The following is a 21822-nucleotide window of genomic DNA, read 5'->3' on the forward strand; positions in this document are numbered from 1 at the left end:
GAACGCCGCCGCGATGCGAACTTAGTAAGCGATAACCAGCTTGCCTTGCATGTGGCCGCCGAGTAGCTGTTGATGTGCGGCGGTCAGCGTGTCTACCGACAGCCCGTGCAGGGTTTCGCTCAGCGTGGTGCTCAGCTTGCCCTCGTCCAGCAGCTGCGCCACTTGCTGCAGGATCTTGCCCTGTTGCGCGATGTCCGGGGTGGTGAACATGCTGCGGGTGAACATGAATTCCCAGTGCAGTGCGGCGCTTTTCAGCTTCAGCGCGTTTTGATCCAACGGCTGCGCGTTCTCGACGATGGTGCAGATATGGCCGAGCGGCGCGACCAGCTCGGCCATCGCCGGCCAGTGGCCGTCGGTGTCGTTCAGACACAGGATGTAATCCACCTGCTCGATGCCCTGCTGCGCCAGGTTGCCCTTCAGATCGCGGTAATCCACCACCAGATCGGCGCCGCGCTCACGGCACCAGGCGGCGGATTCCGGTCTTGATGCGGTAGCGATTACTTTCACCTTGCTGCGCAATGCGGCCAGCGGAATGGCCAGCGAGCCGACACCGCCGGCGCCGCCGATGATCAGCAGCGTCTTGTGCTCCGGCGCGTCCTGAATGTTCAGGTGTTCGAACAGCGCTTCCCAGGCGGTGAGGGCGGTGAGCGGCATGGCGGCGGACTCGGCCCAGTTCAGGCTGCGCGGTTTGTGAGCGGCGATGCGTGAGTCGATCAGCTGGTGGCTGCTGTTGCTGCCGGGCCGGGTGATGTCGCCGGCGTACCACACTTCATCGCCGGGCTTGAAGCCGCTGACGCTGCTGCCCACGCCCACCACGATGCCGCTGGCGTCCCAGCCAAGGACGCGTGGCTGCTGCAGGCCGCTTTTCTGCAGACCGGCGTGCACTTTGGTGTCCACCGGATTGACCGACGCCGCTTTCACTTCCACCAACAGATCGTACTGACCGGGTACCGGCATCTCCGGTGAGATTTCGATGAAACCGGCGGGGTTCTGCGGGTCTACGGCAATGGCTTTTATCGACATGATTGTACTCCTTTCAAATGATGCCTCCAGTGTAGACCCGCAGCAGTGGGGTGATAAGATGGACAATATCTAACGGAGTGTTCGTTTAAGGTGAACAATGGAATTCAAACAGCTGCAGGACATGGCGCTGTTCGCGCTGGTGGCGGAGTGCGGCAGTTTTACCGCCGCCGCGCAGCGCGTCGGGCTGCCGAAGTCCAGCGTCAGCCAGCGTATCAGCCAGCTCGAACAAACGCTGGGGCTGCGATTGCTCAATCGCACCACGCGCCAGCTGAACCTGACCTTCGCCGGTGAGCGTTATCTGGAGCATTGTCAGGCGATGATGTCCGCCGCCGAACGCGCCGATCTGGCGCTGCAGCGGCTGCGCGATAACCCGAGCGGCCGCCTGCGCATCTCGACGCCTGCCGGGCTAGGGGCAACCCTGGTGGCGCGGCTGGCGGCGGATTTTCAGCGCCAGTACCCGGACGTTTCGCTGGAGGTGTCGGTGTCCGACGCCATGGTGGATCTGGTGCAGGAAGGTTACGACGCCGCACTGCGTACCGGCAAGCCGCAGGATTCTTCACTGATCGGCCGCCGCCTCGGGTACGCGCCGCGCTATCTGTTGGCTGCGCCGTCCTATCTGGCGCAGCATCCGCCGATCGAACACCCGCAGCAACTGCAGCAGCATCGTTGCATCGCCCATCGGGCTTGGACGGCCTGGAACCTGCGCTGCGGCGACGATTATTACCGCTGGCAGCTGCCGCTGGCGCACACCACCGACAACCTGCTGTATGCACGCGAATGTGCCATTGCCGGTGCCGGCATCACGCTGCTGCCGGCGTTTCTCAGCCGCGAGGTGGTGGCGCAGAAGCTGTTGGTGGAGGTGTTGCCGGCGTGGCGTGCGGAAGGGAACGAGCTGTATCTGGTCTACCCGAGCCGCAAGCTGAATTCCCCGGCGCTGGCCTGTTTCATCGATGTGGTGCTGCAGCATCCGGCGTTCGACGACTACGCGCGCGAGCTGGCGCGGGAGTAAAAAAGGCGCCGCATGCGGCGCCTTGGGTATTACTTGGCGATCTTCTTGTACTTGATGCGGTGCGGCTCGAGCGCGTCGGCGCCCAGCGTACGCTTCTTGTACTCTTCGTACTCGGTGAAGTTGCCTTCGAAGAATTCCACCTTGCCCTCGTCCTGGTAGTCCAGGATGTGGGTGGCGATACGGTCGAGGAACCAACGGTCGTGCGAGATCACCATGGCGCAGCCAGGGAATTCCAGCAGGGCGTTTTCCAGTGCGCGCAAGGTTTCGATATCCAGGTCGTTGGTCGGTTCATCGAGCAGCAGCACGTTGCCGCCAACCTGCAGCAGCTTGGCCAGGTGCAGACGGCCACGCTCACCGCCGGACAGCTCGCCCACGCGTTTGCCCTGATCGACGCCCTTGAAGTTGAAGCGGCCGACATAGGCACGGCTCGGCATCTCGGTGTTGCCGATGCGCATGATGTCCTGCCCGCCGGAGACTTCTTCCCACACGGTTTTCGAACCGTCCATGCTGTCGCGGAACTGATCGACGGACGCCAGCTTGACGGTATCGCCCAACACGATGCTGCCGGAGTCAGGCTGCTCCTGACCGGACATCATGCGGAACAGCGTGGATTTACCCGCGCCGTTCGGGCCAATGATGCCGACGATTGCCCCTTTAGGCACCGAGAACGACAGGTCATCGATCAGCAGGCGGTCGCCGTAGGACTTGCGCAGGTTGCTGACTTCGACCACTTTATCGCCCAGGCGCGCGCCAGGTGGGATGAACAGTTCGTTGGTTTCGTTACGTTTCTGGTATTCGGTGTTGTTCAGCTCTTCGAAGCGGGCCAAACGGGCCTTGCCTTTGGACTGACGGCCTTTGGCACCCTGACGCACCCACTCCAGCTCTTTCTCGATCGACTTGCGACGAGCGGCTTCGGCGGACGCTTCCTGCGCCAGACGCGCGTCTTTCTGCTCCAGCCAGGACGAGTAGTTGCCTTCCCACGGGATGCCTTCGCCGCGGTCCAGTTCGAGGATCCAGCCGGCCACGTTATCCAGGAAGTAACGGTCGTGGGTGATCGCCACCACGGTGCCTTCGAAGTCGTGCAGGAAGCGTTCCAGCCAGGCCACGGACTCGGCGTCCAGGTGGTTGGTCGGTTCGTCCAGCAGCAGCATGTCCGGTTTTTCCAGCAGCAGGCGGCACAGCGCGACGCGGCGGCGTTCACCCCCGGACAGGTGGGCGATTTTGGCGTCCCAGTCCGGCAGGCGCAGCGCATCGGCGGCGCGTTCCAGTTGGGCGTTGAGGTTGTGACCGTCGTGCGCCTGAATGATCTCTTCCAGGCGGCCCTGTTCGGCGGCCAGCTTGTCGAAGTCTGCGCCTTCTTCCGCGTACAGCGCGTACACTTCGTCCAGGCGTTTCAGCGCGCCGACCACTTCCGCCAGCGCTTCTTCCACCGATTCACGCACGGTGTGTTCGAGGTTAAGCTGCGGCTCCTGCGGCAGATAACCGATCTTGATGCCCGGTTGCGGGCGCGCTTCCCCTTCGATATCGGTATCGATGCCGGCCATGATGCGCAGCAGGGTGGACTTACCGGCGCCGTTCAGGCCCAGTACGCCGATTTTTGCCCCAGGGAAGAAGCTCAGGGAGATGTTTTTCAAAATATGACGCTTCGGCGGTACTACCTTGCCGACGCGGTGCATGGTATAGACGTATTGAGCCACGTTGCTCTAAGCCTCTCTATATCAGTATTTATAGGATGTCTGGCGGCATGAGTGTAGCCCGTTTCGATCTCGGATCCCAGACATCGCTCAGCGATCGCTAAGTATAACCGTTTATGCGCCGATAAAGGCGCATATTGGTGGCTTATGGCGTGACGACGATCGCGACGCGGCGGTTTTCCGCGCGGCCGCTGGAGGTGCGGTTATCGGCAACGGGGTCGCGTTTGCCCATGCCGCGAGTTTCGATATTGGCGCGCGGAATGCCGACGCTGGCCAGCAGATCGGCCACCGCATCGGCGCGGCGCAGGGATAGCTGGTCGTTGTAGCTGTCTTCACCGTAGTTGTCGGTATGGCCGTCCAGGCGGAACTTGGTGATGCCGACGCTCAGCAGCGCACGGCCCATCTTCTGCACCGTCTCGGTGCTTTCCGGGTTCAGCTTGCCGATATTGTTGCCGAACAGTACTTTATCCGACAGGCCGAACTCCCAGCCGTTATCGGTCAGTTTGAAGCCCTGCGATTGCAGCAGCGCAACCTGCTCGGGCGTCAGGCCCTGCGGTTTGCTCTGGCAGCCGGCGAGCGCCAGCAGGGCGACGAACGTTATCGCCAGCAGTGAAAAACGACCTTTAAACAGTTGCTGTATCATAGTCAAAATCCCTAGTTCAAGTGTTATAGCCGGGGCTCTTATTTATGTATAGCCAGCCGCCAGCCTCCGTTATAACGATGCTTTGCCTGATACATCGCATCGTCAGCTTCGTGCAAAAGACCCTGAGGCGTTGACGCGTGATCAGGGTACAGCGCAATACCGATACTCAGAGAGGTAATGACCGTCTCGTCGTTCGGCAAAATGACCGGTTGCGTCATGCAGTCGATGATGTTGTCAGCGATCTGCAAGACATCTTCCGTGCCGTGTACCGGCGCCAGCAGCACGGCGAATTCATCCCCTCCCAGGCGTGCGACCAGATCGGTTTCGCGCAGCTGCGCGCGAATGCGCCCGGCAATGGTGGTCAGCACCGCATCGCCTGCGGCGTGGCCGTAACTGTCGTTCACCTCCTTGAAACGATCGCCGTCGATAAACAGCACCGCCAATTTCGCCGGCGATTCGATATCGCCCAGCGCCCGGCTCAGTCGCCCTTCGAAGAAGGCGCGGTTCGGCAAACCGGTCAGGCTGTCGTGCGTTGCCCGGTGCGCCAGCGAGTCGTTCTCCTGCTTCAGATGGGCCTGCCAGGCCTCCAGCTCGTCGAGCAAGCCGTTGAAATCATTGCTGAGCTCATGCAACTCGGCGATAGGCGCCGACGGCACCCGCAGGCCGAAGGTGCGATCGCGGCGCACCGCATGCGCCACATTGGCGATGTCGTCCAGCGAACTGACGATGCCGACCAGCATACGGCGCGACAACACCAGGGCGCACAGGGTGCTGAGCACCAGGCAGGCGATCATGCCGACCATGCCGCGCAACAGGAAACGCAGCAGGCTGCCGCCGTTACCGCTCAGCCAGACCTGACCGACCTGCTTGCCCTCGTGGGTGATAGGCAGAATGACCGGCTCGGGCAGCGCCCAGTGCGCGACGATCTGCTCAAGGCCATGCAGCGGCCCATCGGTGGGATGGCGCCAGTTGGCTAGCATCTTGCCGTTGTTGTCGAGGATCCGCACGTCCGATACCTCTTCGTTGGAGGCGATCAGCATCAGCGCCTCGCGCGCGGCAGTGCGATCTTCAAACACTACGGCGGCTTCGACGGTATAGCTGATGGAGCGCGCGATCAGGTGCAGGTTGTGATTGGCATAGGCGCGCAGCGCAAACAGCGCCACCAGCGTCAAAAAGATGCCGGCGGTGCCGACGGCGATCAGCGCCAGCCCAAGATGCACCCGCTGCAGCACTCGGCCCAGCGTCGGGCGCGCATTGCCGGAGCGGTTTCTACGCAACAGCCTCATAGCGGCGGCGCCTGTTTGCGTGCCAGCTGCAGCACGTTGGGGTGAACGCGCACGCCGCTGCGCGCCAGAGCGTCCAGGTTGACCTTGAAACTGGCCTGGTCCCCATCGATCTGCAGGCAAAAAGCGCTGCCGGCGGAGCATTCGCTATCGTTTTCGCTGATGCTGAGAATGGAGTTGCCGGAAATGCGCTGCATGAAATTTTGTCTCTGCGCGGCGGTGATGTTCCCTAAGTAGATGACATCGCAGCCGGTACTCAGCGTTGGGCTGTCGAACGGCACGCGCTCGGCTTTAATCGGGCGCGGCGCGCTCAGCAGGATCGGATCGAACAGCCCTTCGGCATACTGGGTGGGCGCGGTCACGCACAAGCGGATCGGATTGGGTTCACGCGACCAGCGGGCGTAGCTGATGATGCCTACCACCACGGTCGTCACGGCGTGCGTGCGCTTTTGATAGGGATCATCGGCGGCGTGCGCAGGCCCGGACAACGTCAGCAGCGCTAACAAAACGATCAGCAGCAGGCGACCGATATTCAGGCGTGCGCCAAGGAAGCCCGGCTCGGGGCTTTTTGCGCAACGCATTGCTATCGCGGTCTTATTCGCCATCTTCACCCGCCATTCCGGCCTGATCCACCGCCCGCAGGCCGTGGCCTGACAAGGAAAAATCCGGCCCGCTTGAAGAGACTATCGTTTTGCTGAAAGCTGTCAGTCGCACTGCCTAATGAACACTATCTAACCCATAATTGGCGCGGATTGTATTATAAGATGTCTTCGTTGGGCGCTTTATGTGCTGTTTTCTCGGAATTATCCTACTTATTTTTGATAGTATAAAAATGCCTACCCGGGTTTGCCACCGCTTTTCTGCAAAGTTGGCGCGTTTGGCCAGCTGTCAGGCGATTTGCGCAACGGCGGGCTCATGTCTCAAATGAAATAATGTGATAGCTAATAATTAAAAAGCATTTTACTTCTTTCATAAACACCGGGCCGGTTAATAAAAATCCGGTAACTGGAAATATCCCGGCGACCTGATTTGTCAGTCAAAGTAAACGTTTTTTACCTGGCTCCCGTCATGGCGATACACTTCTTCTTCTACAGTATTGAATGGATAAGCGATTGCGCTGTCTATGGTAGATATCTGCGTCCGGGCCGTGCGCCCGGCTTTATTTTGTCCCGCGGCGCCGTGCGCGGCGGTCACCGGGGGGCTGGGCGGCTCCCTCGGTACAACCAGTGAGGAAAGAGCGAGGATGGTCAAGGTGGACAAGCGACGGCTGTTGGCAATGGGGCTGTGCCTGACGACGTTTTCAGGCGCGGCGCTGGCGGATTCTCTGGATGCGCAACGTCAGCGCTACCAGCAGATCAAACAGGCGTGGGACGGCAATCAGATGGACGTGGTGGCGCAGCTGATGCCGACGCTGCGTGATTATCCGCTTTATCCTTACCTGGAATACCGCGAGCTGACACAGGATCTTAGCCAGGCGGGGTTCTCCGAGGTGAACGACTTTATCAAGCGCAACCCGACGCTGCCGCCGGCGAAATCGCTGGCGCCGCGCTTCGTCAATGAGCTGGCGCGGCGCGAAGACTGGCGCACCCTGCTGGCCTTCAGCCCACAGCCGCCCAAACCGATGGCGGCGCGCTGCAACTATTACTACGCCAAATGGGCTACCGGCGACCAGCAGGCGGCCTGGAGCGGCGCCGATGAACTGTGGTTGAACGGCAAAACGTTGCCGAGCGCCTGCGATCGGCTGTTCAGCGTCTGGCGCGGCGCAGGCAAGCAAACGCCGCTGGATATTCTGGCGCGTATGAAGCTGGCGCTGAAAGAGGGCAACAGCTCGCTGGTCAGCAACCTTTACAGCCAACTGCCGGCCGACTATCAAACCATGGGCAACGCCCTGGTGCGCTTGCAAAACGATCCGACCACCGTGGAAGCCTTCGCCCGCAGCGTAGGGCCGACCGACTTTACCCGTGCCGCCACCGGCATCGCCTTTGAACGCCTGGCGCGGCAGGATGTGGAAAACGCGCGGGCGATGATCCCGACGCTCGCGCGGCTGCAGAAAATGAGCGACGACGAGCGGCTGGGGCTGGAAGAGTCGGTGGCCTGGCGCCTGATGGGCAGCGACGCTACCTATGAACAGGCGCAGTGGCGCGATCAGGTGATTCTGCGCAGCCGTTCGCCTTCGCTGCTGGAGCGCCGGGTGCGCATGGCGCTGGGTAACGGCGATCGGCAGGGCGTCGCGACCTGGCTGGCCCGTCTGCCGGAAGCGTCGCGCAACAAGGATGAGTGGCGCTACTGGCGCGCCAGTCAGCTGATGGACGAAGGCAAACGCGCCGAAGGTGAGGAGATGTTGCGCAACCTGATGACCGAACGCGGTTTCTATCCGATGGTGGCGGCGCAGAAGCTGAACGCCACTTATCCAGTGATGGTGGCGGTGGCGGCCAAGCCGCGCACGTCGCTGGTCGACGGGCCGGAGGTCGCCCGGGTACGCGAGCTGATGTACTGGAATATGGACAACCTGGCCCGCAGCGAATGGGGCTCCTACGTCGCTAGCCGCAGCCGGCCGGAACAAGAGGCACTGGCGCGCTACGCCTTTGAGCAAAAATGGGCCGATCTGAGCGTGCAGGCGACCATCGTCGGCAAGCTGTGGGATCATCTGGAGGAACGCTTCCCGGTCGCTTGGCCACAGGAGTTCCGCCGCGCCACCGATGACAAGGGGATCACCAGCAGCTATGCGATGGCGATCGCGCGCCAGGAGAGCGCCTGGAATCCGAAGGCGCAGTCGCCGGTCGGTGCCGCCGGCCTGATGCAGGTGATGCCGCGCACCGCGCAGCATACGGTGCAGATGTTCAATATTCCCGGCTATGTCGGCCCGAGCCAACTGTTCGATCCGCAGACCAATATCACCATCGGCACCAGCTATCTGGAGTCGGTCTATCAGCAGTTCGGCCGCAACCGCATTCTGTCGAGCGCCGCCTATAATGCCGGCCCGTCGCGGGTGAATACCTGGCTGGGCAACAGCGCGGGGCGGATCGATCCGGTGGCGTTCATCGAAAGCATTCCGTTCTCTGAAACCCGCGGCTACGTCAAGAACGTGCTGGCTTATGATGCGTTTTACCGTTATCTGACGCACCGGCCGGCCAAGGTGCTGACCGACGCCGAGTGGCAGAGACGTTATTGATTTTGACGGCCCTATGGTATGCTGCTGTACTAGTTAAATAGTATGGTGGCTGCCATGACGCAATTATCGTTAAACGACCCCGCTCTTTCAGAACAAGGCAATGAGGATTGGCTGCGCTTCGTCGCGCTGCTGCAGAATTCGTTTGCGCAAGAACTTCATCAACCGCTGTTGCAGCTGATGTTGACGCCGGACGAGCGCACCGCGCTGGGCACCCGGGTGCGGATCATTCAGGAATTGATGCGCGGCGAGATGAGCCAGCGCGAGCTGAAAAATGAACTGGGCGCGGGGATCGCCACCATCACCCGCGGTTCTAACAGCCTGAAAGCGGCTTCACCCGCGCTGAAGCAGTGGCTTGAGCAGCAGTTGCTGCACGACGCGCCCTAGCAGACTCAGCGTTATTGCTGATAGATGGCGTTGTGGAACGGCACCAGCGCCAGCAGCAGCGCCTGGTGGTAAACGCTGGTGCGGCTCAGCCGGCCGTCGGTGAAGACGCCGATGGCGCCGCCCTGACGTTTCACCTCGGCGTTGCCGGTGATCGCCGCCATTTCGCTGCCCAATTCGCGACCGGCGCGAATACCTTGTAAGATGACTTCCGGCAGCATCAGGCTCGCCGAGCGGGATTCGCCACGGATGTGCGGGTTCTCGATGGTCATCCAGGCGAAGGTCATATTCTCTTCAATCCCGGCTTCCACGCCGACCCAAAAATCGGCCTCGGGCCTGACCTGGCGCGCTTCCATGACGCGTTGACGCGAACCGGTGCGGGTTTCGTGGTTGCCTATCGGCTGCAGCGAGACGCCGCTGGCGACGTCAACGGATTCAATGCGGTATTGGCCCGCGCCAAAGACGTCATCGAAGGCGAGTTGAATAGCCTTGATCTTTGCCGGGTTGGTAGTTGCAGCGACAACATGGTACATAACGGGTTTGATATCCTTCTGGCCGATACGCCGGGCAGCGGCAAAAGCGCCGCCGGGCCGGGGATAAACGCAAATTTCACGCAGTATAACGGAAAACAAAAATGTTACAGGTATACCTCGTTCGCCATGGCGAAACGGAATGGAACGCGGCTCGCCGCATCCAGGGTCAGTCCGACAGCCCGTTAACCGCCATGGGTGAACACCAGGCCCGTCTGGTCGCCAGGCGGGTCAGCAAAGAAGGCATTACGCACATCATTACCAGCGATCTGGGGCGCACGCGCCGCACCGCGCAAATCATCGCCGAAGCCTGTGGCTGCGAAGTGATTGGCGATCCGCGTTTGCGTGAGCTGCACATGGGGGTTCTGGAAGAACGCCTGATCGACAGTTTGACGCCGCAGGAAGAGCAGTGGCGCAAACAGATGGTCGATGGTACTCCTGACGGCCGTATCCCTCAAGGCGAATCCATGGAGGAACTCGGCGAGCGCATGCGCGCCGCGCTGGAGAGCTGCCTGATGCTGCCGGAAGGCAGCAAGCCGCTGCTCGTCAGTCATGGCATCGCTTTGGGGTGTTTGATCAGTACGGTGCTGGGGCTGCCGGCCTATGCGGAACGCCGCTTGCGCTTGCGCAACTGCTCACTGTCGCGCGTCGATCATCAGCAGAGCCCGTGGCTGGCTTCCGGCTGGATCGTGGAAACGGCGGGCGATGTCACGCACCTGGACATGCCCGCGTTGGACGAACTGCAGCGTTAACGCCGAATCGGGATCAGGTAATCGCACTTGATCTCGATAGGCGCCTGATGCGGACGGCGCTCGCCTTTCGGGTAGAAGCGTTCGATGTCGTGCCCTTTGCGGCGCGTCAGCTGGAGCGCCGGTAGGCAGGTGCCGTACACCGTCAGAATAAAGTCTTGCAGGTTCTCGGTTGGCCCTTCGTAGCTGAACATCGCAAACTCACCGCCCGGCAACACCAGCGGCTGGCCTTCCTGTACCTTGTCAGGCACCTGATCCGGCTCCAGCGCCGTGGTATACAGCACTTCCTGTTCGTCGTCCTTCTCCTGGCTTGGGCGCGAGTGGTGCAGCCCGTACAGCACTGGCGGCAGGGTTTCGACGTCACCGAGGAACTGACGCCAGAACTGCGAGCGCAGTTCAGTGCGCACGGTGGTGATCTGTTCCAGCGTACAGGAGTAGCTTTGGGTCAGGCCGACCAGGTGTTTGTCTGGCAGCGAGACGAATTCCGGCTGCGGCAGAGTGAAGGCCCCCAGACGGATCGGCGGACAGATGCCGAACGCATTCCAGTCCTCGGCGCGGCGGTACAGCGCCGGCGTTTGCGCAAACTGTTTTTTGAAGGCGCGGGTGAAGGTCTGCTGCGAGTCGAAACGATATTGCAGGGCGATATCCAAAATCGGCCGGCTGGTCAGACGCAGCGCGACGGCGGCTTTGGACAGTCTCCTTGCCCGGATGTAAGCACCGATGGCATTACCGGTAATATCTTTGAACATCCGTTGCAGATGCCATTTGGAGTAGCCGGCCTTGGCCGCCACGTTATCCAGCGACAAGGGTTGGTCCAAATGGCTTTCCAGCCAGCTAAGCAGATCACGAATGATACCGGCTTGATCCATAGATCTTCCTCGTAAAGCTTGGGGGTAGGAACCCGAACTGTTGATTCGTCACGCTGGTGCTGCGCTATCAGACCGATCCATGAGCCATTATGCGTTGCACTCTTTGCCTCTGCTGCGCATGCCGCGCCAGAGTTGGATTGGGGTACACCGTAGTGGGCGCAAAGAAATAACGACGCCGCATCATAGCAACTTTTTTACTCCGCGACTCTCAAAGATTTTTGTCACGCTCTGTGCTAAAACGGACGGTGCGGACCCGTATAAAACCGATTCCGTGAGCTTAGACATAAATAATGGCGATCGCCGAACCTATTTTTGCGGCAAGGTTATATCGGAGTTAAGTAAATGAAAAAAAGCTGGATATTTTTATTCGGTTTGGTTTGCGCAACCGTGGGAAGCGCACAGGCGGAGCAAGTGGGTTCCGTTGATACGGTGTTTAAATTGTTGGGACCGGACCACAAAATCGTGGTCGAAGCGTTCGACGATCCGGATGTTAAAAATGTAACTTGTTATATCAGCCGCGCCAAAACCGGCGGCATCAAAGGCGGCCTGGGGCTGGCGGAAGACACCGCCGACGCGGCCATTTCCTGCCAGCAGGTCGGGCCTATAGAGCTGAGCGACAAGATCAAAAACGGCAAGGCGGAAGGCGATGTGGTGTTCCAGAAACGCACTTCGCTGGTGTTCAAGAAACTGCAGGTGGTGCGCTTCTACGACGCCAAGCGCAATTCACTGATCTACCTGAGCTATTCCGACAAGGTGATCGATGGCTCGCCGAAAAATGCGCTGAGCGCGGTGCCGATCATGCCGTGGGCTGAGACGAAATAAAAAAAACGGGGTTCAGCATGCTGAACCCCGTTTTCATGACGGCAGGCGGGAGTTACTCTTCCAGCTCGCCGCAGAAGCGGTAGCCTTCGCCGTGAATGGTGGCGATGATTTCCGGCGTGTCCGGCGTCGATTCGAAGTGTTTGCGAATGCGACGGATGGTGACGTCCACGGTGCGGTCATGTGGCTTCAGTTCGCGACCGGTCATCTTCTTCAGCAGTTCGCCGCGGGATTGGATCTTGCCCGGGTTTTCGCAGAAGTGCAGCATGGCGCGGAATTCACTGCGCGGCAGTTTGTACTGTTCGCCGGCCGGGCTGATCAGCGAGCGGCTGTTGATGTCCAGTTCCCACCCGTTGAACTTGTAGCTCTCGACCAGGCGGCGCTCTTCGCCCAGGCTGCCCAGATTCATGGTGCGCGACAGCAGGTTACGTGCGCGGATAGTCAGCTCACGCGGGTTGAACGGCTTGGTGATGTAATCGTCGGCGCCGATTTCCAGGCCGAGGATCTTATCCACTTCGTTATCGCGGCCGGTCAGGAACATCAAGGCGACGCTGGCCTGTTCACGCAGTTCGCGCGCCAACAGCAGGCCGTTTTTGCCTGGCAGGTTGATGTCCATGATGACCAGATTGATATCATTTTCAGACAGGATATTGTGCATCTCTGCACCATCATTGGCTTCATGAACAATGTAGCCTTCCGCCTCGAAAATGCTCTTCAGGGTGTTACGAGTGACTAACTCGTCTTCGACAATCAGAATGTGCGGGGTCTGCATATTTGCTACCTAAAATTGCCAACAAAATAGAAAATAGGAAGTACAGAAGTCTCTGTTTTCTTAGAGGAGGGCAGAGATAGCGCCACGTTCCCTCTCAGCAAATGACTAAAGTACGTAAACTCGTTCTTGATGCACTTTCCATCTCATGTCAACAAGATCGCTAGCCTGGTGGGGATGCTGTTCCCTACAACCCCTGGGGTGCCAAATCGGCGCATATCCTAACCCCATTAACAGCAATATAACAGCGCGTGCCGAATTCATCACCCAACAAAACTACGCTTTGTTGACATATATCAAATTCAATTGTAGCACGTTAACAGATTTGTGAAAAACACTTACAGAAATGCCAGTTTAAGTCACAGAACCTCAAATTCTGTGAACGATTCAGCATTATCGGGCCCGATAGGATACAATTATTCGCTTATTGATCATCGTCTTGTTTTAACTCATTGATAAATAAATACAGTAAAACATAAGCATGAATAATGACTGTTACGGCGGATTTATTAGCTCAACGAGCCGTTTAATCTTGTTTGTTGCTATTAACGCGTTTATTGTTACGCAATTGTAAATATAAGCGGGCGCTGCGATACCGTCAAAAGCGCAGGCCCGCCTTCGGTGGAAGAGTGATGCAGCTTCATATTGTTTTAGTGGCTCCGGCGCGGCCGGAAAACGTCGGCGCGGCGGCGCGCGCGATGAAAACCATGGGCTTCGCTTCGTTGCGCATCGTCGACAGCGAGGCGCACCTGCAGCCGGCTGCACGCTGGGTGGCACACGGGGCCGGCGAGATCCTCGACGGCGTGCAAACGTTCGCCACGTTGGAACAGGCGCTGGCGGATGTAGACTTCACGGTCGCCACCACCGCCCGCAGCCGCGCGCGTTTTCACTACTACTGCACGCCGCCTGAGCTGCTGGAACAGCTGAGTGAGCGTAAGCAGTGGGTCGGCCAGGCCGCGCTGGTGTTCGGCCGCGAAGATTCCGGCCTGACCAACGAAGAGCTGGCGCTGGCAGATTTGCTGACCGGCGTGCCGATGCAGGCGGACTACCCGTCGCTTAACCTGGGCCAGGCGGTGATGGTGTACTGCTACCAGTTGGCGAGCCTGATGGGCGTCAGCACGCCGCAGGAAAAGGTGGCGTCGGAAGGGCAACTCAAAGCGCTGCGCCACCGCGCCGATGCCTTGTTGAACGCTTTGGATGTCGGCGATGACCAAAAATTGCGCGATTGGCTGCATCAGCGCCTCGGGGCGTTGCAACAGCGAGACACGGCGATGTTGCATACGCTGCTGCACGACATCGAAAAAAAACTCGCCAAGTGATAGCGGCTCCATCAGACGGTTACCCAGCGTGATCCACTAGTAAATCGGCTTTAAGTTGTTTTTTTGTTCTGTCGTTTTGCTTTTCACCTCCGATATCGCGCAATGTCGCCGCTGAACGGAAAATAAGCAAAAAAAAGAAATAGTTTGACTTGGGATAGCGATTGCTTTAACCAATAGAGGGGACAGAGTATTTCATGAGACAGACAGACAACATGCGCAACATCAGCCTGAAAACCACAATTATTACCACCACCGATACCACAGGTAACGGGGCGGGCTGACGCGCACAGGAAACACAGAAAAAAGCCCGCACCTAATCAGTGCGGGCTTTTTTTTCGGCTTAAATTCGGAGAGATGACACATGCGAGTGCTGAAATTTGGCGGAACCTCGGTAGCGAATGCGGAACGTTTTCTGCGCGTCGCCGACATCATGGAAAGTAACGCGCGTCAGGGACAGGTGGCCACGGTCTTGTCCGCCCCCGCAAAGATCACCAACCATCTGGTGGCGATGATCGACAAGACGGTGGCGGGTCAGGACATTCTGCCGAATATCAGCGACGCCGAGCGGATCTTTGCCGATCTGCTGAGCGGCCTGGCGCAGGCGCTGCCGGGCTTTGAATACGATCGCCTGAAAGGCGTGGTCGATCAGGAGTTCGCGCAACTCAAGCAGGTGCTGCACGGCGTCTCGTTGCTGGGGCAGTGCCCGGACAGCGTGAACGCGGCGATCATCTGCCGCGGCGAAAAACTCTCCATCGCCATCATGGAAGGGGTGTTCCGCGCCAAGGGCTATCCGGTCACGGTGATCAACCCGGTGGAGAAGCTGCTGGCGCAGGGCCACTACCTGGAGTCTACCGTGGACATCGCCGAGTCCACGCTACGCATCGCCGCCGCGGCGATCCCGGCCGACCACATCGTGCTGATGGCCGGTTTCACCGCCGGTAACGACAAGGGCGAGCTGGTGGTGTTGGGCCGCAACGGCTCCGACTATTCCGCCGCGGTGCTGGCCGCCTGCCTGCGCGCCGACTGTTGCGAAATCTGGACCGACGTCGATGGTGTGTATACCTGCGATCCACGCACCGTACCGGACGCCAGGCTGCTGAAATCGATGTCGTACCAGGAGGCGATGGAGCTCTCCTACTTCGGCGCCAAAGTGCTGCACCCTCGCACCATCACACCGATTGCCCAGTTCCAAATCCCTTGCCTGATTAAAAACACCTCTAACCCGCAAGCCCCCGGCACGCTGATCGGCAAAGACAGCACCGATGACGCGATGCCGGTCAAAGGCATTACCAACCTGAACAACATGGCGATGATCAACGTCTCCGGCCCGGGCATGAAAGGCATGGTCGGCATGGCCGCGCGGGTGTTCGCCGTGATGTCGCGCGCCGGCATTTCGGTGGTGTTGATCACCCAATCCTCTTCCGAATACAGCATCAGCTTCTGCGTGCCGCAGGGTGAACTGCAGCGCGCCCGCCGGGCGCTGGAGGAGGAATTCTACCTGGAGCTGAAAGACGGCGTGCTGGATCCGCTGGACGTCATGGAACGCCTGGCGATTATCTCGGTGGTCGGCGACGGCATGCGCACCCTGCGTGGCATCTCCGCGCGCTTCTTCTCCGCGCTGGCGCGCGCCAACATCAATATTGTCGCCATCGCCCAGGGCTCTTCCGAGCGTTCAATTTCGGTGGTGGTCAGCAATGACTCCGCCACCACCGGCGTGCGCGTCAGCCACCAGATGCTGTTCAACACCGATCAGGTGATCGAAGTGTTCGTCATCGGCGTCGGCGGCGTCGGCGGGGCGCTGATCGAGCAGATCTATCGCCAGCAGCCGTGGCTGAAGCAAAAACATATCGATCTGCGGGTGTGCGGCATCGCCAACTCGCGCGTGATGCTGACCAACGTGCACGGCATCGCGCTGGACAGCTGGCGCGACGAGCTGGCCGGCGCGCAGGAGCCGTTCAATCTCGGCCGCCTGATTCGTTTGGTGAAGGAGTATCACCTGCTGAACCCGGTGATCGTCGACTGTACCTCCAGCCAGGCGGTGGCCGATCAATACGTGGACTTCCTGGCGGACGGTTTCCACGTGGTGACGCCGAACAAAAAGGCCAACACCTCGTCGATGAACTATTATCAGCAACTGCGCGCGGCCGCTGCCGGCTCGCACCGCAAGTTCCTCTACGACACCAACGTTGGCGCCGGTTTGCCGGTGATTGAGAACCTGCAAAACCTGCTGAACGCCGGCGATGAGCTGGTGCGTTTCTCCGGCATTCTGTCCGGGTCGCTGTCCTTTATCTTCGGCAAGCTGGACGAAGGGATGTCGCTGTCGGCCGCGACCCTGCAGGCCAGGGCCAACGGCTACACCGAGCCGGATCCGCGCGACGATCTGTCCGGTATGGACGTGGCGCGCAAGCTGCTGATCCTGGCGCGCGAGGCCGGTTACAAACTGGAGTTGAGCGATATCGAGGTTGAGGCGGTGCTGCCGCCGTCCTTCGACGCGTCGGGCGATGTGGATCAGTTCCTGGCGCGGCTGCCGGAGCTGGATAAAGAATTCGCGCGCAACGTGGCCAACGCCGCCGAGCAAGGCAAGGTGCTGCGCTATGTCGGCCTGATCGACGAAGGGCGCTGCAAGGTGCGCATCGAGGCGGTGGACGGCAACGATCCGTTGTATAAAGTGAAGAACGGCGAGAACGCGCTGGCCTTCTACAGCCGCTACTATCAGCCGTTGCCGCTGGTGCTGCGCGGCTACGGCGCCGGTAACGATGTGACCGCAGCGGGCGTGTTCGCCGATCTGCTGCGCACACTGTCATGGAAGTTGGGAGTTTAATATGGTTAAGGTGTATGCACCGGCCTCGATCGGTAACGTCAGCGTCGGTTTCGATGTGCTGGGCGCGGCGGTTTCGCCGATCGACGGCACGCTGCTGGGCGACTGCGTCAGCGTCGAAGCTGCCGAGACGTTCAGTTTGCAGAATGCCGGGCGCTTCGTCAGCAAGCTGCCGGCCGAGCCGAAAGAGAACATCGTTTATCAATGCTGGGAGCGCTTCTGCCAGGAGATCGGCCGCGAAGTGCCGGTGGCGATGCGGTTGGAAAAGAACATGCCGATCGGATCGGGGTTGGGTTCCAGCGCCTGTTCGGTGGTCGCCGGGCTGATGGCGATGAACGAATTCTGCGATCGTCCGTTGGATGAGACGACGCTGCTCGGCCTGATGGGCGAGCTGGAAGGGCGCATTTCCGGCAGCGTGCATTACGACAACGTGGCGCCATGCTATTTGGGCGGCCTGCAGCTGATGCTGGAAGAAGAAGGCATTATCAGCCAGGAGGTGCCGTGCTTCGACGATTGGCTGTGGGTTATGGCCTATCCGGGCATCAAAGTGTCCACCGCCGAAGCGCGCGCCATTTTACCCGCGCAATACCGTCGTCAGGATTGCATCAGCCACGGCCGCTACCTGGCCGGCTTTATTCACGCCTGCCATACCCGGCAGCCGCAGCTGGCCGCCAAATTGATGCAGGACGTGATCGCCGAACCGTACCGCACCCGGCTGCTGCCGGGCTTCGCCGAAGCCCGCAAGGCGGCGCAGGACATCGGCGCGCTGGCCTGCGGCATCTCCGGCTCCGGCCCGACGCTGTTCGCCGTCTGCAACGACGGCGCCACCGCGCAGCGCATGGCCGCCTGGCTGCAACAACACTATCTGCAAAACGACGAAGGTTTTGTTCATATTTGCCGTCTGGATACCGCAGGCGCTCGACTACTGGGATAACGCATGAAACTGTACAACCTTAAGGATCACAACGAGCAGGTCAGCTTCGCGCAGGCGATCAAACAAGGCCTGGGCAAGCAGCAGGGGCTGTTCTTCCCGCTGGAGCTGCCGGCGTTCGAACTGACCGAGATCGACCACCTGCTGGAGCAGGATTTTGTCACCCGCAGCAGCCGCATTCTGTCGGCCTTTATCGGCGAAGAGGTGCCGGAAGCGGCGCTGAAGAAACGCGTACAGGCCGCCTTTGAGTTCCCGGCGCCGGTGGCGAAAGTGACGGAAGACGTCTCCTGCCTGGAGCTGTTCCACGGCCCGACGCTGGCGTTCAAAGACTTCGGCGGCCGCTTTATGGCGCAGATGCTGGCGGAAGTGGCCGGCGATCAGCCGGTGACCATTTTGACCGCCACCTCCGGCGACACCGGCGCCGCCGTGGCGCACGCCTTCTACGGCCTGAAAAACGTACGGGTGGTGATCCTCTATCCGCAGGGCAAAATCAGCCCGCTGCAGGAAAAGCTGTTCTGCACCCTGGGCGGCAACATTCACACCGTGGCGATCGACGGTGACTTCGACGCCTGTCAGGCGCTGGTGAAGCAGGCGTTTGACGATCAGGAATTGAAAGACGCGCTGCACCTGAACTCGGCCAACTCGATTAACATCAGCCGTTTGCTGGCGCAGATCTGCTACTACTTCGAAGCGGTGGCGCAGCTGCCGCAGGAAGCGCGCAATCAGCTGGTGATTTCGGTGCCGAGCGGCAACTTCGGCGATCTGACCGCCGGGCTGCTGGCCAAATCGCTGGGCCTGCCGGTGAAGCGCTTCATCGCCGCCACCAACGCCAACGACACCGTGCCGCGCTTCCTGACCAGCGGCCAGTGGCAGCCGCACGCCACGGTCGCGACGCTGTCCAACGCCATGGACGTCAGCCAGCCGAACAACTGGCCGCGCGTGGAAGAGCTGTTCCGTCGCAAGGTCTGGCAGTTGAAGGAGCTGGGTCACGCGGCGGTCAGCGACGAGACCACCAAAGACACGATGCGTGAGCTGGCCGAGCTGGGCTATATCTCCGAACCGCACGCGGCCATCGCCTACCGTGCGCTGCGCGATCAGCTGCAGGAAGGGGAGTTCGGCCTGTTCCTCGGCACCGCGCATCCGGCCAAGTTTAAAGAGAGTGTGGAAGCGATCCTCGGCCAGGAGCTGCCGTTGCCGAAAGCGCTGGCGCTGCGGGCTGAGCTGCCGCTGCTGTCGCACACGCTGCCGGCCAACTTCGGCGAGCTGCGCACGTTCCTGATGGGGCTGCCGGCCTGAAGTTCGGCAGGCTAAAATGCGAAAGCCGTCTTGCGACGGCTTTTTTTTATGCCTGCTCCGGGCGTTTGAACACCAGTTCATTGCCTTGCGAGGCGGCTTCGTCGAAGGCGTAGCCTTCCAGGTTGAAGTCCACCAACTGTTCGCTGCGCGTCAGGCGGTTCTTGATGATAAAGCGGCTCATCAACCCGCGCGCTTTCTTGGCGTAGAAACTGATGACCTTGTACTTGCCGTTCTTCTCGTCGAGGAACACCGGTTTGATCAGCGCGCCGTGCAGTTTGGCTGGCTTCACCGCCTTGAAATACTCGTCGGACGCCAGATTGACCACCACGTCATCGCCCTGTTGCTCCAGCGCTTCGTTGAGCTTTTTGGTGATCTGATCGCCCCAGAAGCTGTACAGGTCTTTGCCTTTCGGGTTTTCCAGCTTGATGCCCATCTCCAGCCGGTACGGCATCATCAGATCGAGCGGGCGCAGCACGCCATACAGGCCGGACAGCATGCGCAGATGCTGCTGGGCGAAGTCGAAATCGGCTTCGTTGAAATCCTGCGCCTGCAGGCCGGTGTAAACGTCTCCCTTGAACGCCAGCAGCGCCTGACGGGCATTGTCCGGGGTAAATGTCGGTTGCCACTCGCTAAAGCGCGCGGCGTTCAGCCCGGCCAGCTTGTCGCTGATGCTCATCAGGCTGGCGATTTGCGCCGGCGTCAGCTCGCGGCAAATTTTGATCAGCTGTTTCGACTTGTCCAGCAGTTCGGGCTGCGTGAAGCGTTCTGTCGCCAGCGGGCTTTCGTAATCGAGCGTTTTTGCAGGGGAAATAATAACGAGCATGGCCAGATCCTGTTTATCCAAGTGCGGATACTGTAGCAAAAAGCGCGGGAAAAAGGGGCAATCGGTCCAATAGGCGGGGCGCGTATCGCAGGCGCCCCGGAAAACTCAGCGCGGCGGCTTTTGATCGTCCCACACGCCCGGCTCCAGCTGCGATTTCAGCTCCGGGAATCGGGTGGCGTCGAAGGTTGGCAGTTTGCCCAGGCGGCGTTGGCGATGGTAGTCGTCGGCCAGTTTCAGCGCCACCCGCGACAGCAACAGGATCGCCGTCAGGTTGGTGATCGCCATTAGCGCCATGGAGGTATCCGCCATTTTCCACACCAGCGGCAGCTCCGCCAGCGCGCCGAACATCACCATGCCCAGCGCCACGCAGCGGAAAATCAGCAGGCCGCCCGGGTGGTTGTGCTCGAGAAACACCAGGTTGCTTTCGGCATAGGCATAGTTGGCGATAATCGAGGTGAACGCGAAGAAGAAGATGGCGATGGCGACGAACGGCGCTCCCCAACTGCCGACGGCAGTCGACAGCGCGCGCTGCGTCAGATCGATGCCGCTGATGCTGTCGGTCGGCTGATCGAGTATGCCGGAAGAGAGGATGATCGCCGCGGTGGCGCTGCAGATGACGATGGTATCGATAAACACCCCGAGCATTTGCACATAGCCTTGCGAAGCCGGATGCGGCGGATAAGGCGAGGCGGACGCCGCCGCGTTGGGCGCCGAGCCCATGCCGGCTTCGTTGGAGAACAGGCCACGCTGCACGCCCTGAGTCATCGCCTGGGAAATACCGTAACCGACGGCGCCGGCCGCGGCTTCCTGCAGGCCGAAGGCGCTTTTGAAGATCAGCGCCAAGATCGCCGGCATGTGTTCGATGTTATGGCCAATCACCCAGAGAGCCAACAGCAGGTAGGCGCCGGCCATCAGCGGCACCACCAGTTCGGCCACTTTGGCGATGGAACGGATGCCGCCGAAGATCACCACGCCGCTCAGCAACACCAGGCCGATGCCGACGTGCAGCGGCTGCAAATGGAAGGCGACGGCGGAGGCCTGGGCGATGGAGTTGGCCTGTACGGCGTTGAACACCAGACCGAACGCGATGATCAGGAAGATGGAGAACAGCACGCCCATCCAGCGCATGCCGAGACCTTTTTCCATGTAATAGGCCGGGCCACCGCGGTAGTTGCCGTTATCGTCTTTGGTTTTGTAGAGCTGAGCCAGCGAGCTTTCCACAAAGGAGGTGGCCATGCCGATAAACGCCACCACCCACATCCAGAAGATGGCGCCGGGGCCGCCGGCGGTGAGGGCAATGGCGACGCCGGTCAGGTTACCGGTGCCGACGCGCGCCGCCAGCGTGGTACAGAGCGCCTGAAAAGAGGAGATGCCGGCGCTGTCGCTTTTATTGCTGTTTTTCAACACCGAGAACATGTGGCTGAAGTGGCGAAGCTGGATAAAGCGGGTACGCAACGTGAAGTAGATGCCGGTGCCGAGCAACAGATAAATCAGCACTGACCCCCACAAAATGTTGTTTATAAAATTCATCAGGTCCGTCAAGGGATCCCTCCTCTTATCGAAATGTCATGCGCACCTGGCAGCATCCACCGCAGGTGAAAAACATTGGCCTATTTTTTACAAGAGCTTAGCTGGAATCGGTCCGGCGTCAGTCGATTAAGATTTTTCGCAGATTAGCGGACGAATTGCATCAA

The 21822-nt window shown here is 60.1% G+C and carries 20 protein-coding genes and 1 other annotated feature; of the genes, 10 read left to right on the plus strand and 10 right to left on the minus strand.

Annotation, left to right across the window (positions count from 1 at the left end; all coding sequences use genetic code 11):
- Positions 1 to 21: 21 nt before the first annotated feature.
- Entirely contained in the window at positions 22 to 1023 is a 1002-nt protein-coding gene (locus ACSJLU_RS03270) for a zinc-binding alcohol dehydrogenase family protein (protein ID WP_049205434.1), read from the minus strand.
- Between the two features lie 97 nt (positions 1024 to 1120).
- Here ACSJLU_RS03270 and ACSJLU_RS03275 point away from each other — a divergent pair, with 97 nt between their 5' ends.
- Positions 1121 to 2032 carry a LysR family transcriptional regulator gene (locus ACSJLU_RS03275; protein WP_025305222.1) on the plus strand — a complete coding sequence of 304 codons (912 nt, stop codon included), beginning with the start codon at positions 1121 to 1123 and terminating at the stop codon, positions 2030 to 2032.
- A 29-nt stretch (positions 2033 to 2061) separates the two neighbouring features.
- Here the strand turns inward: ACSJLU_RS03275 and ettA are convergent, their stop codons facing one another.
- From ettA to ACSJLU_RS03295, 4 genes are all read right to left on the minus strand, one after another.
- Entirely contained in the window at positions 2062 to 3729 is a 1668-nt protein-coding gene (gene ettA / locus ACSJLU_RS03280; protein WP_025159620.1) for an energy-dependent translational throttle protein EttA, read from the minus strand.
- Positions 3730 to 3871: 142 nt separating this feature from the next.
- A complete protein-coding gene (locus ACSJLU_RS03285) occupies positions 3872 to 4369 on the minus strand; it encodes an OmpA family protein (RefSeq protein WP_049294810.1) in 498 nt (165 codons plus the stop codon).
- 38 nt (positions 4370 to 4407) lie between these two features.
- Positions 4408 to 5655, minus strand: coding sequence for a diguanylate cyclase domain-containing protein (locus ACSJLU_RS03290; RefSeq protein ID WP_025305223.1), 1248 nt, complete (start codon positions 5653 to 5655; stop codon positions 4408 to 4410).
- Complete coding sequence (locus ACSJLU_RS03295; RefSeq protein WP_025305224.1) at positions 5652 to 6263, minus strand: YfiR family protein; 612 nt, start codon at positions 6261 to 6263, stop codon at positions 5652 to 5654. The genes ACSJLU_RS03290 and ACSJLU_RS03295 overlap by 4 nt, the downstream gene beginning before the upstream one ends.
- Positions 6264 to 6895: 632 nt before the next feature.
- Here ACSJLU_RS03295 and sltY point away from each other — a divergent pair.
- Positions 6896 to 8824 carry a murein transglycosylase gene (gene sltY, locus ACSJLU_RS03300; protein ID WP_380826512.1) on the plus strand — a complete coding sequence of 643 codons (1929 nt, stop codon included), beginning with the start codon at positions 6896 to 6898 and terminating at the stop codon, positions 8822 to 8824.
- 54 nt (positions 8825 to 8878) lie between these two features.
- Positions 8879 to 9208, plus strand: coding sequence for a trp operon repressor (gene trpR, locus ACSJLU_RS03305; protein ID WP_016929152.1), 330 nt, complete (start codon positions 8879 to 8881; stop codon positions 9206 to 9208).
- An 11-nt stretch (positions 9209 to 9219) separates the two neighbouring features.
- On the opposite strand, the gene yjjX is transcribed toward trpR, so the two are convergent.
- On the minus strand, positions 9220 to 9738 hold the full coding sequence (yjjX, locus tag ACSJLU_RS03310) for an inosine/xanthosine triphosphatase (protein WP_004933015.1): 519 nt from the start codon (positions 9736 to 9738) through the stop codon (positions 9220 to 9222).
- A gap of 101 nt (positions 9739 to 9839) precedes the next feature.
- On the opposite strand from yjjX, the gene gpmB reads away from it, so the two are divergent.
- Positions 9840 to 10487: a 2,3-diphosphoglycerate-dependent phosphoglycerate mutase GpmB gene (gene gpmB / locus ACSJLU_RS03315; protein ID WP_025305227.1), complete on the plus strand. Its 648-nt coding sequence runs from the start codon at positions 9840 to 9842 to the stop codon at positions 10485 to 10487.
- On the opposite strand, the gene robA is transcribed toward gpmB, so the two are convergent.
- The gene (robA, locus tag ACSJLU_RS03320) at positions 10484 to 11353 is read right to left on the minus strand and encodes an MDR efflux pump AcrAB transcriptional activator RobA (protein ID WP_025305228.1); all 870 of its coding nucleotides are present in this window, start codon (positions 11351 to 11353) and stop codon (positions 10484 to 10486) included. The genes gpmB and robA overlap by 4 nt on opposite strands.
- 342 nt (positions 11354 to 11695) lie before the next feature.
- On the opposite strand from robA, the gene creA reads away from it, so the two are divergent.
- Positions 11696 to 12175, plus strand: coding sequence for a protein CreA (gene creA, locus ACSJLU_RS03325; protein WP_004933005.1), 480 nt, complete (start codon positions 11696 to 11698; stop codon positions 12173 to 12175).
- A 52-nt stretch (positions 12176 to 12227) separates the two neighbouring features.
- Here creA and arcA read toward each other — a convergent pair whose 3' ends face one another.
- Positions 12228 to 12944, minus strand: a complete 717-nt coding sequence (gene arcA / locus ACSJLU_RS03330) for a two-component system response regulator ArcA (RefSeq protein WP_025305229.1) — start codon at positions 12942 to 12944, stop codon at positions 12228 to 12230.
- A gap of 629 nt (positions 12945 to 13573) precedes the next feature.
- On the opposite strand from arcA, the gene ACSJLU_RS03335 reads away from it, so the two are divergent.
- The 5 genes from ACSJLU_RS03335 to thrC all read left to right on the plus strand — a co-directional run bounded on the left by ACSJLU_RS03335 (position 13574) and on the right by thrC (position 19305).
- Positions 13574 to 14260, plus strand: coding sequence for a tRNA/rRNA methyltransferase (locus ACSJLU_RS03335; protein WP_025305230.1), 687 nt, complete (start codon positions 13574 to 13576; stop codon positions 14258 to 14260).
- Between the two features lie 212 nt (positions 14261 to 14472).
- Entirely contained in the window at positions 14473 to 14541 is a 69-nt protein-coding gene (gene thrL, locus ACSJLU_RS03340) for a thr operon leader peptide (protein WP_086581142.1), read from the plus strand.
- Positions 14480 to 14597: a sequence feature (Thr leader region), on the plus strand. Its footprint overlaps the gene before it by 62 nt.
- Positions 14598 to 14621: 24 nt before the next feature.
- Entirely contained in the window at positions 14622 to 17081 is a 2460-nt protein-coding gene (thrA, locus tag ACSJLU_RS03345) for a bifunctional aspartate kinase/homoserine dehydrogenase I (protein WP_281041737.1), read from the plus strand.
- A gap of 1 nt (position 17082) precedes the next feature.
- Positions 17083 to 18012 carry a homoserine kinase gene (gene thrB / locus ACSJLU_RS03350; protein WP_047569370.1) on the plus strand — a complete coding sequence of 310 codons (930 nt, stop codon included), beginning with the start codon at positions 17083 to 17085 and terminating at the stop codon, positions 18010 to 18012.
- A gap of 3 nt (positions 18013 to 18015) precedes the next feature.
- Positions 18016 to 19305 carry a threonine synthase gene (gene thrC, locus ACSJLU_RS03355; RefSeq protein ID WP_346412013.1) on the plus strand — a complete coding sequence of 430 codons (1290 nt, stop codon included), beginning with the start codon at positions 18016 to 18018 and terminating at the stop codon, positions 19303 to 19305.
- Positions 19306 to 19351: 46 nt separating this feature from the next.
- Here thrC and yaaA read toward each other — a convergent pair whose 3' ends face one another.
- Both yaaA and ACSJLU_RS03365 read right to left on the minus strand, forming a co-directional pair.
- Complete coding sequence (gene yaaA / locus ACSJLU_RS03360) at positions 19352 to 20128, minus strand: peroxide stress protein YaaA (protein ID WP_043136008.1); 777 nt, start codon at positions 20126 to 20128, stop codon at positions 19352 to 19354.
- A gap of 105 nt (positions 20129 to 20233) precedes the next feature.
- A complete protein-coding gene (locus tag ACSJLU_RS03365) occupies positions 20234 to 21670 on the minus strand; it encodes an alanine/glycine:cation symporter family protein (RefSeq protein ID WP_033641226.1) in 1437 nt (478 codons plus the stop codon).
- Positions 21671 to 21822 lie beyond the last annotated feature (152 nt).

The sequence above is a fragment of the Serratia bockelmannii genome, assembly GCF_051803255.1.
Taxonomy (GTDB): Bacteria; Pseudomonadota; Gammaproteobacteria; order Enterobacterales; family Enterobacteriaceae; genus Serratia; species Serratia bockelmannii.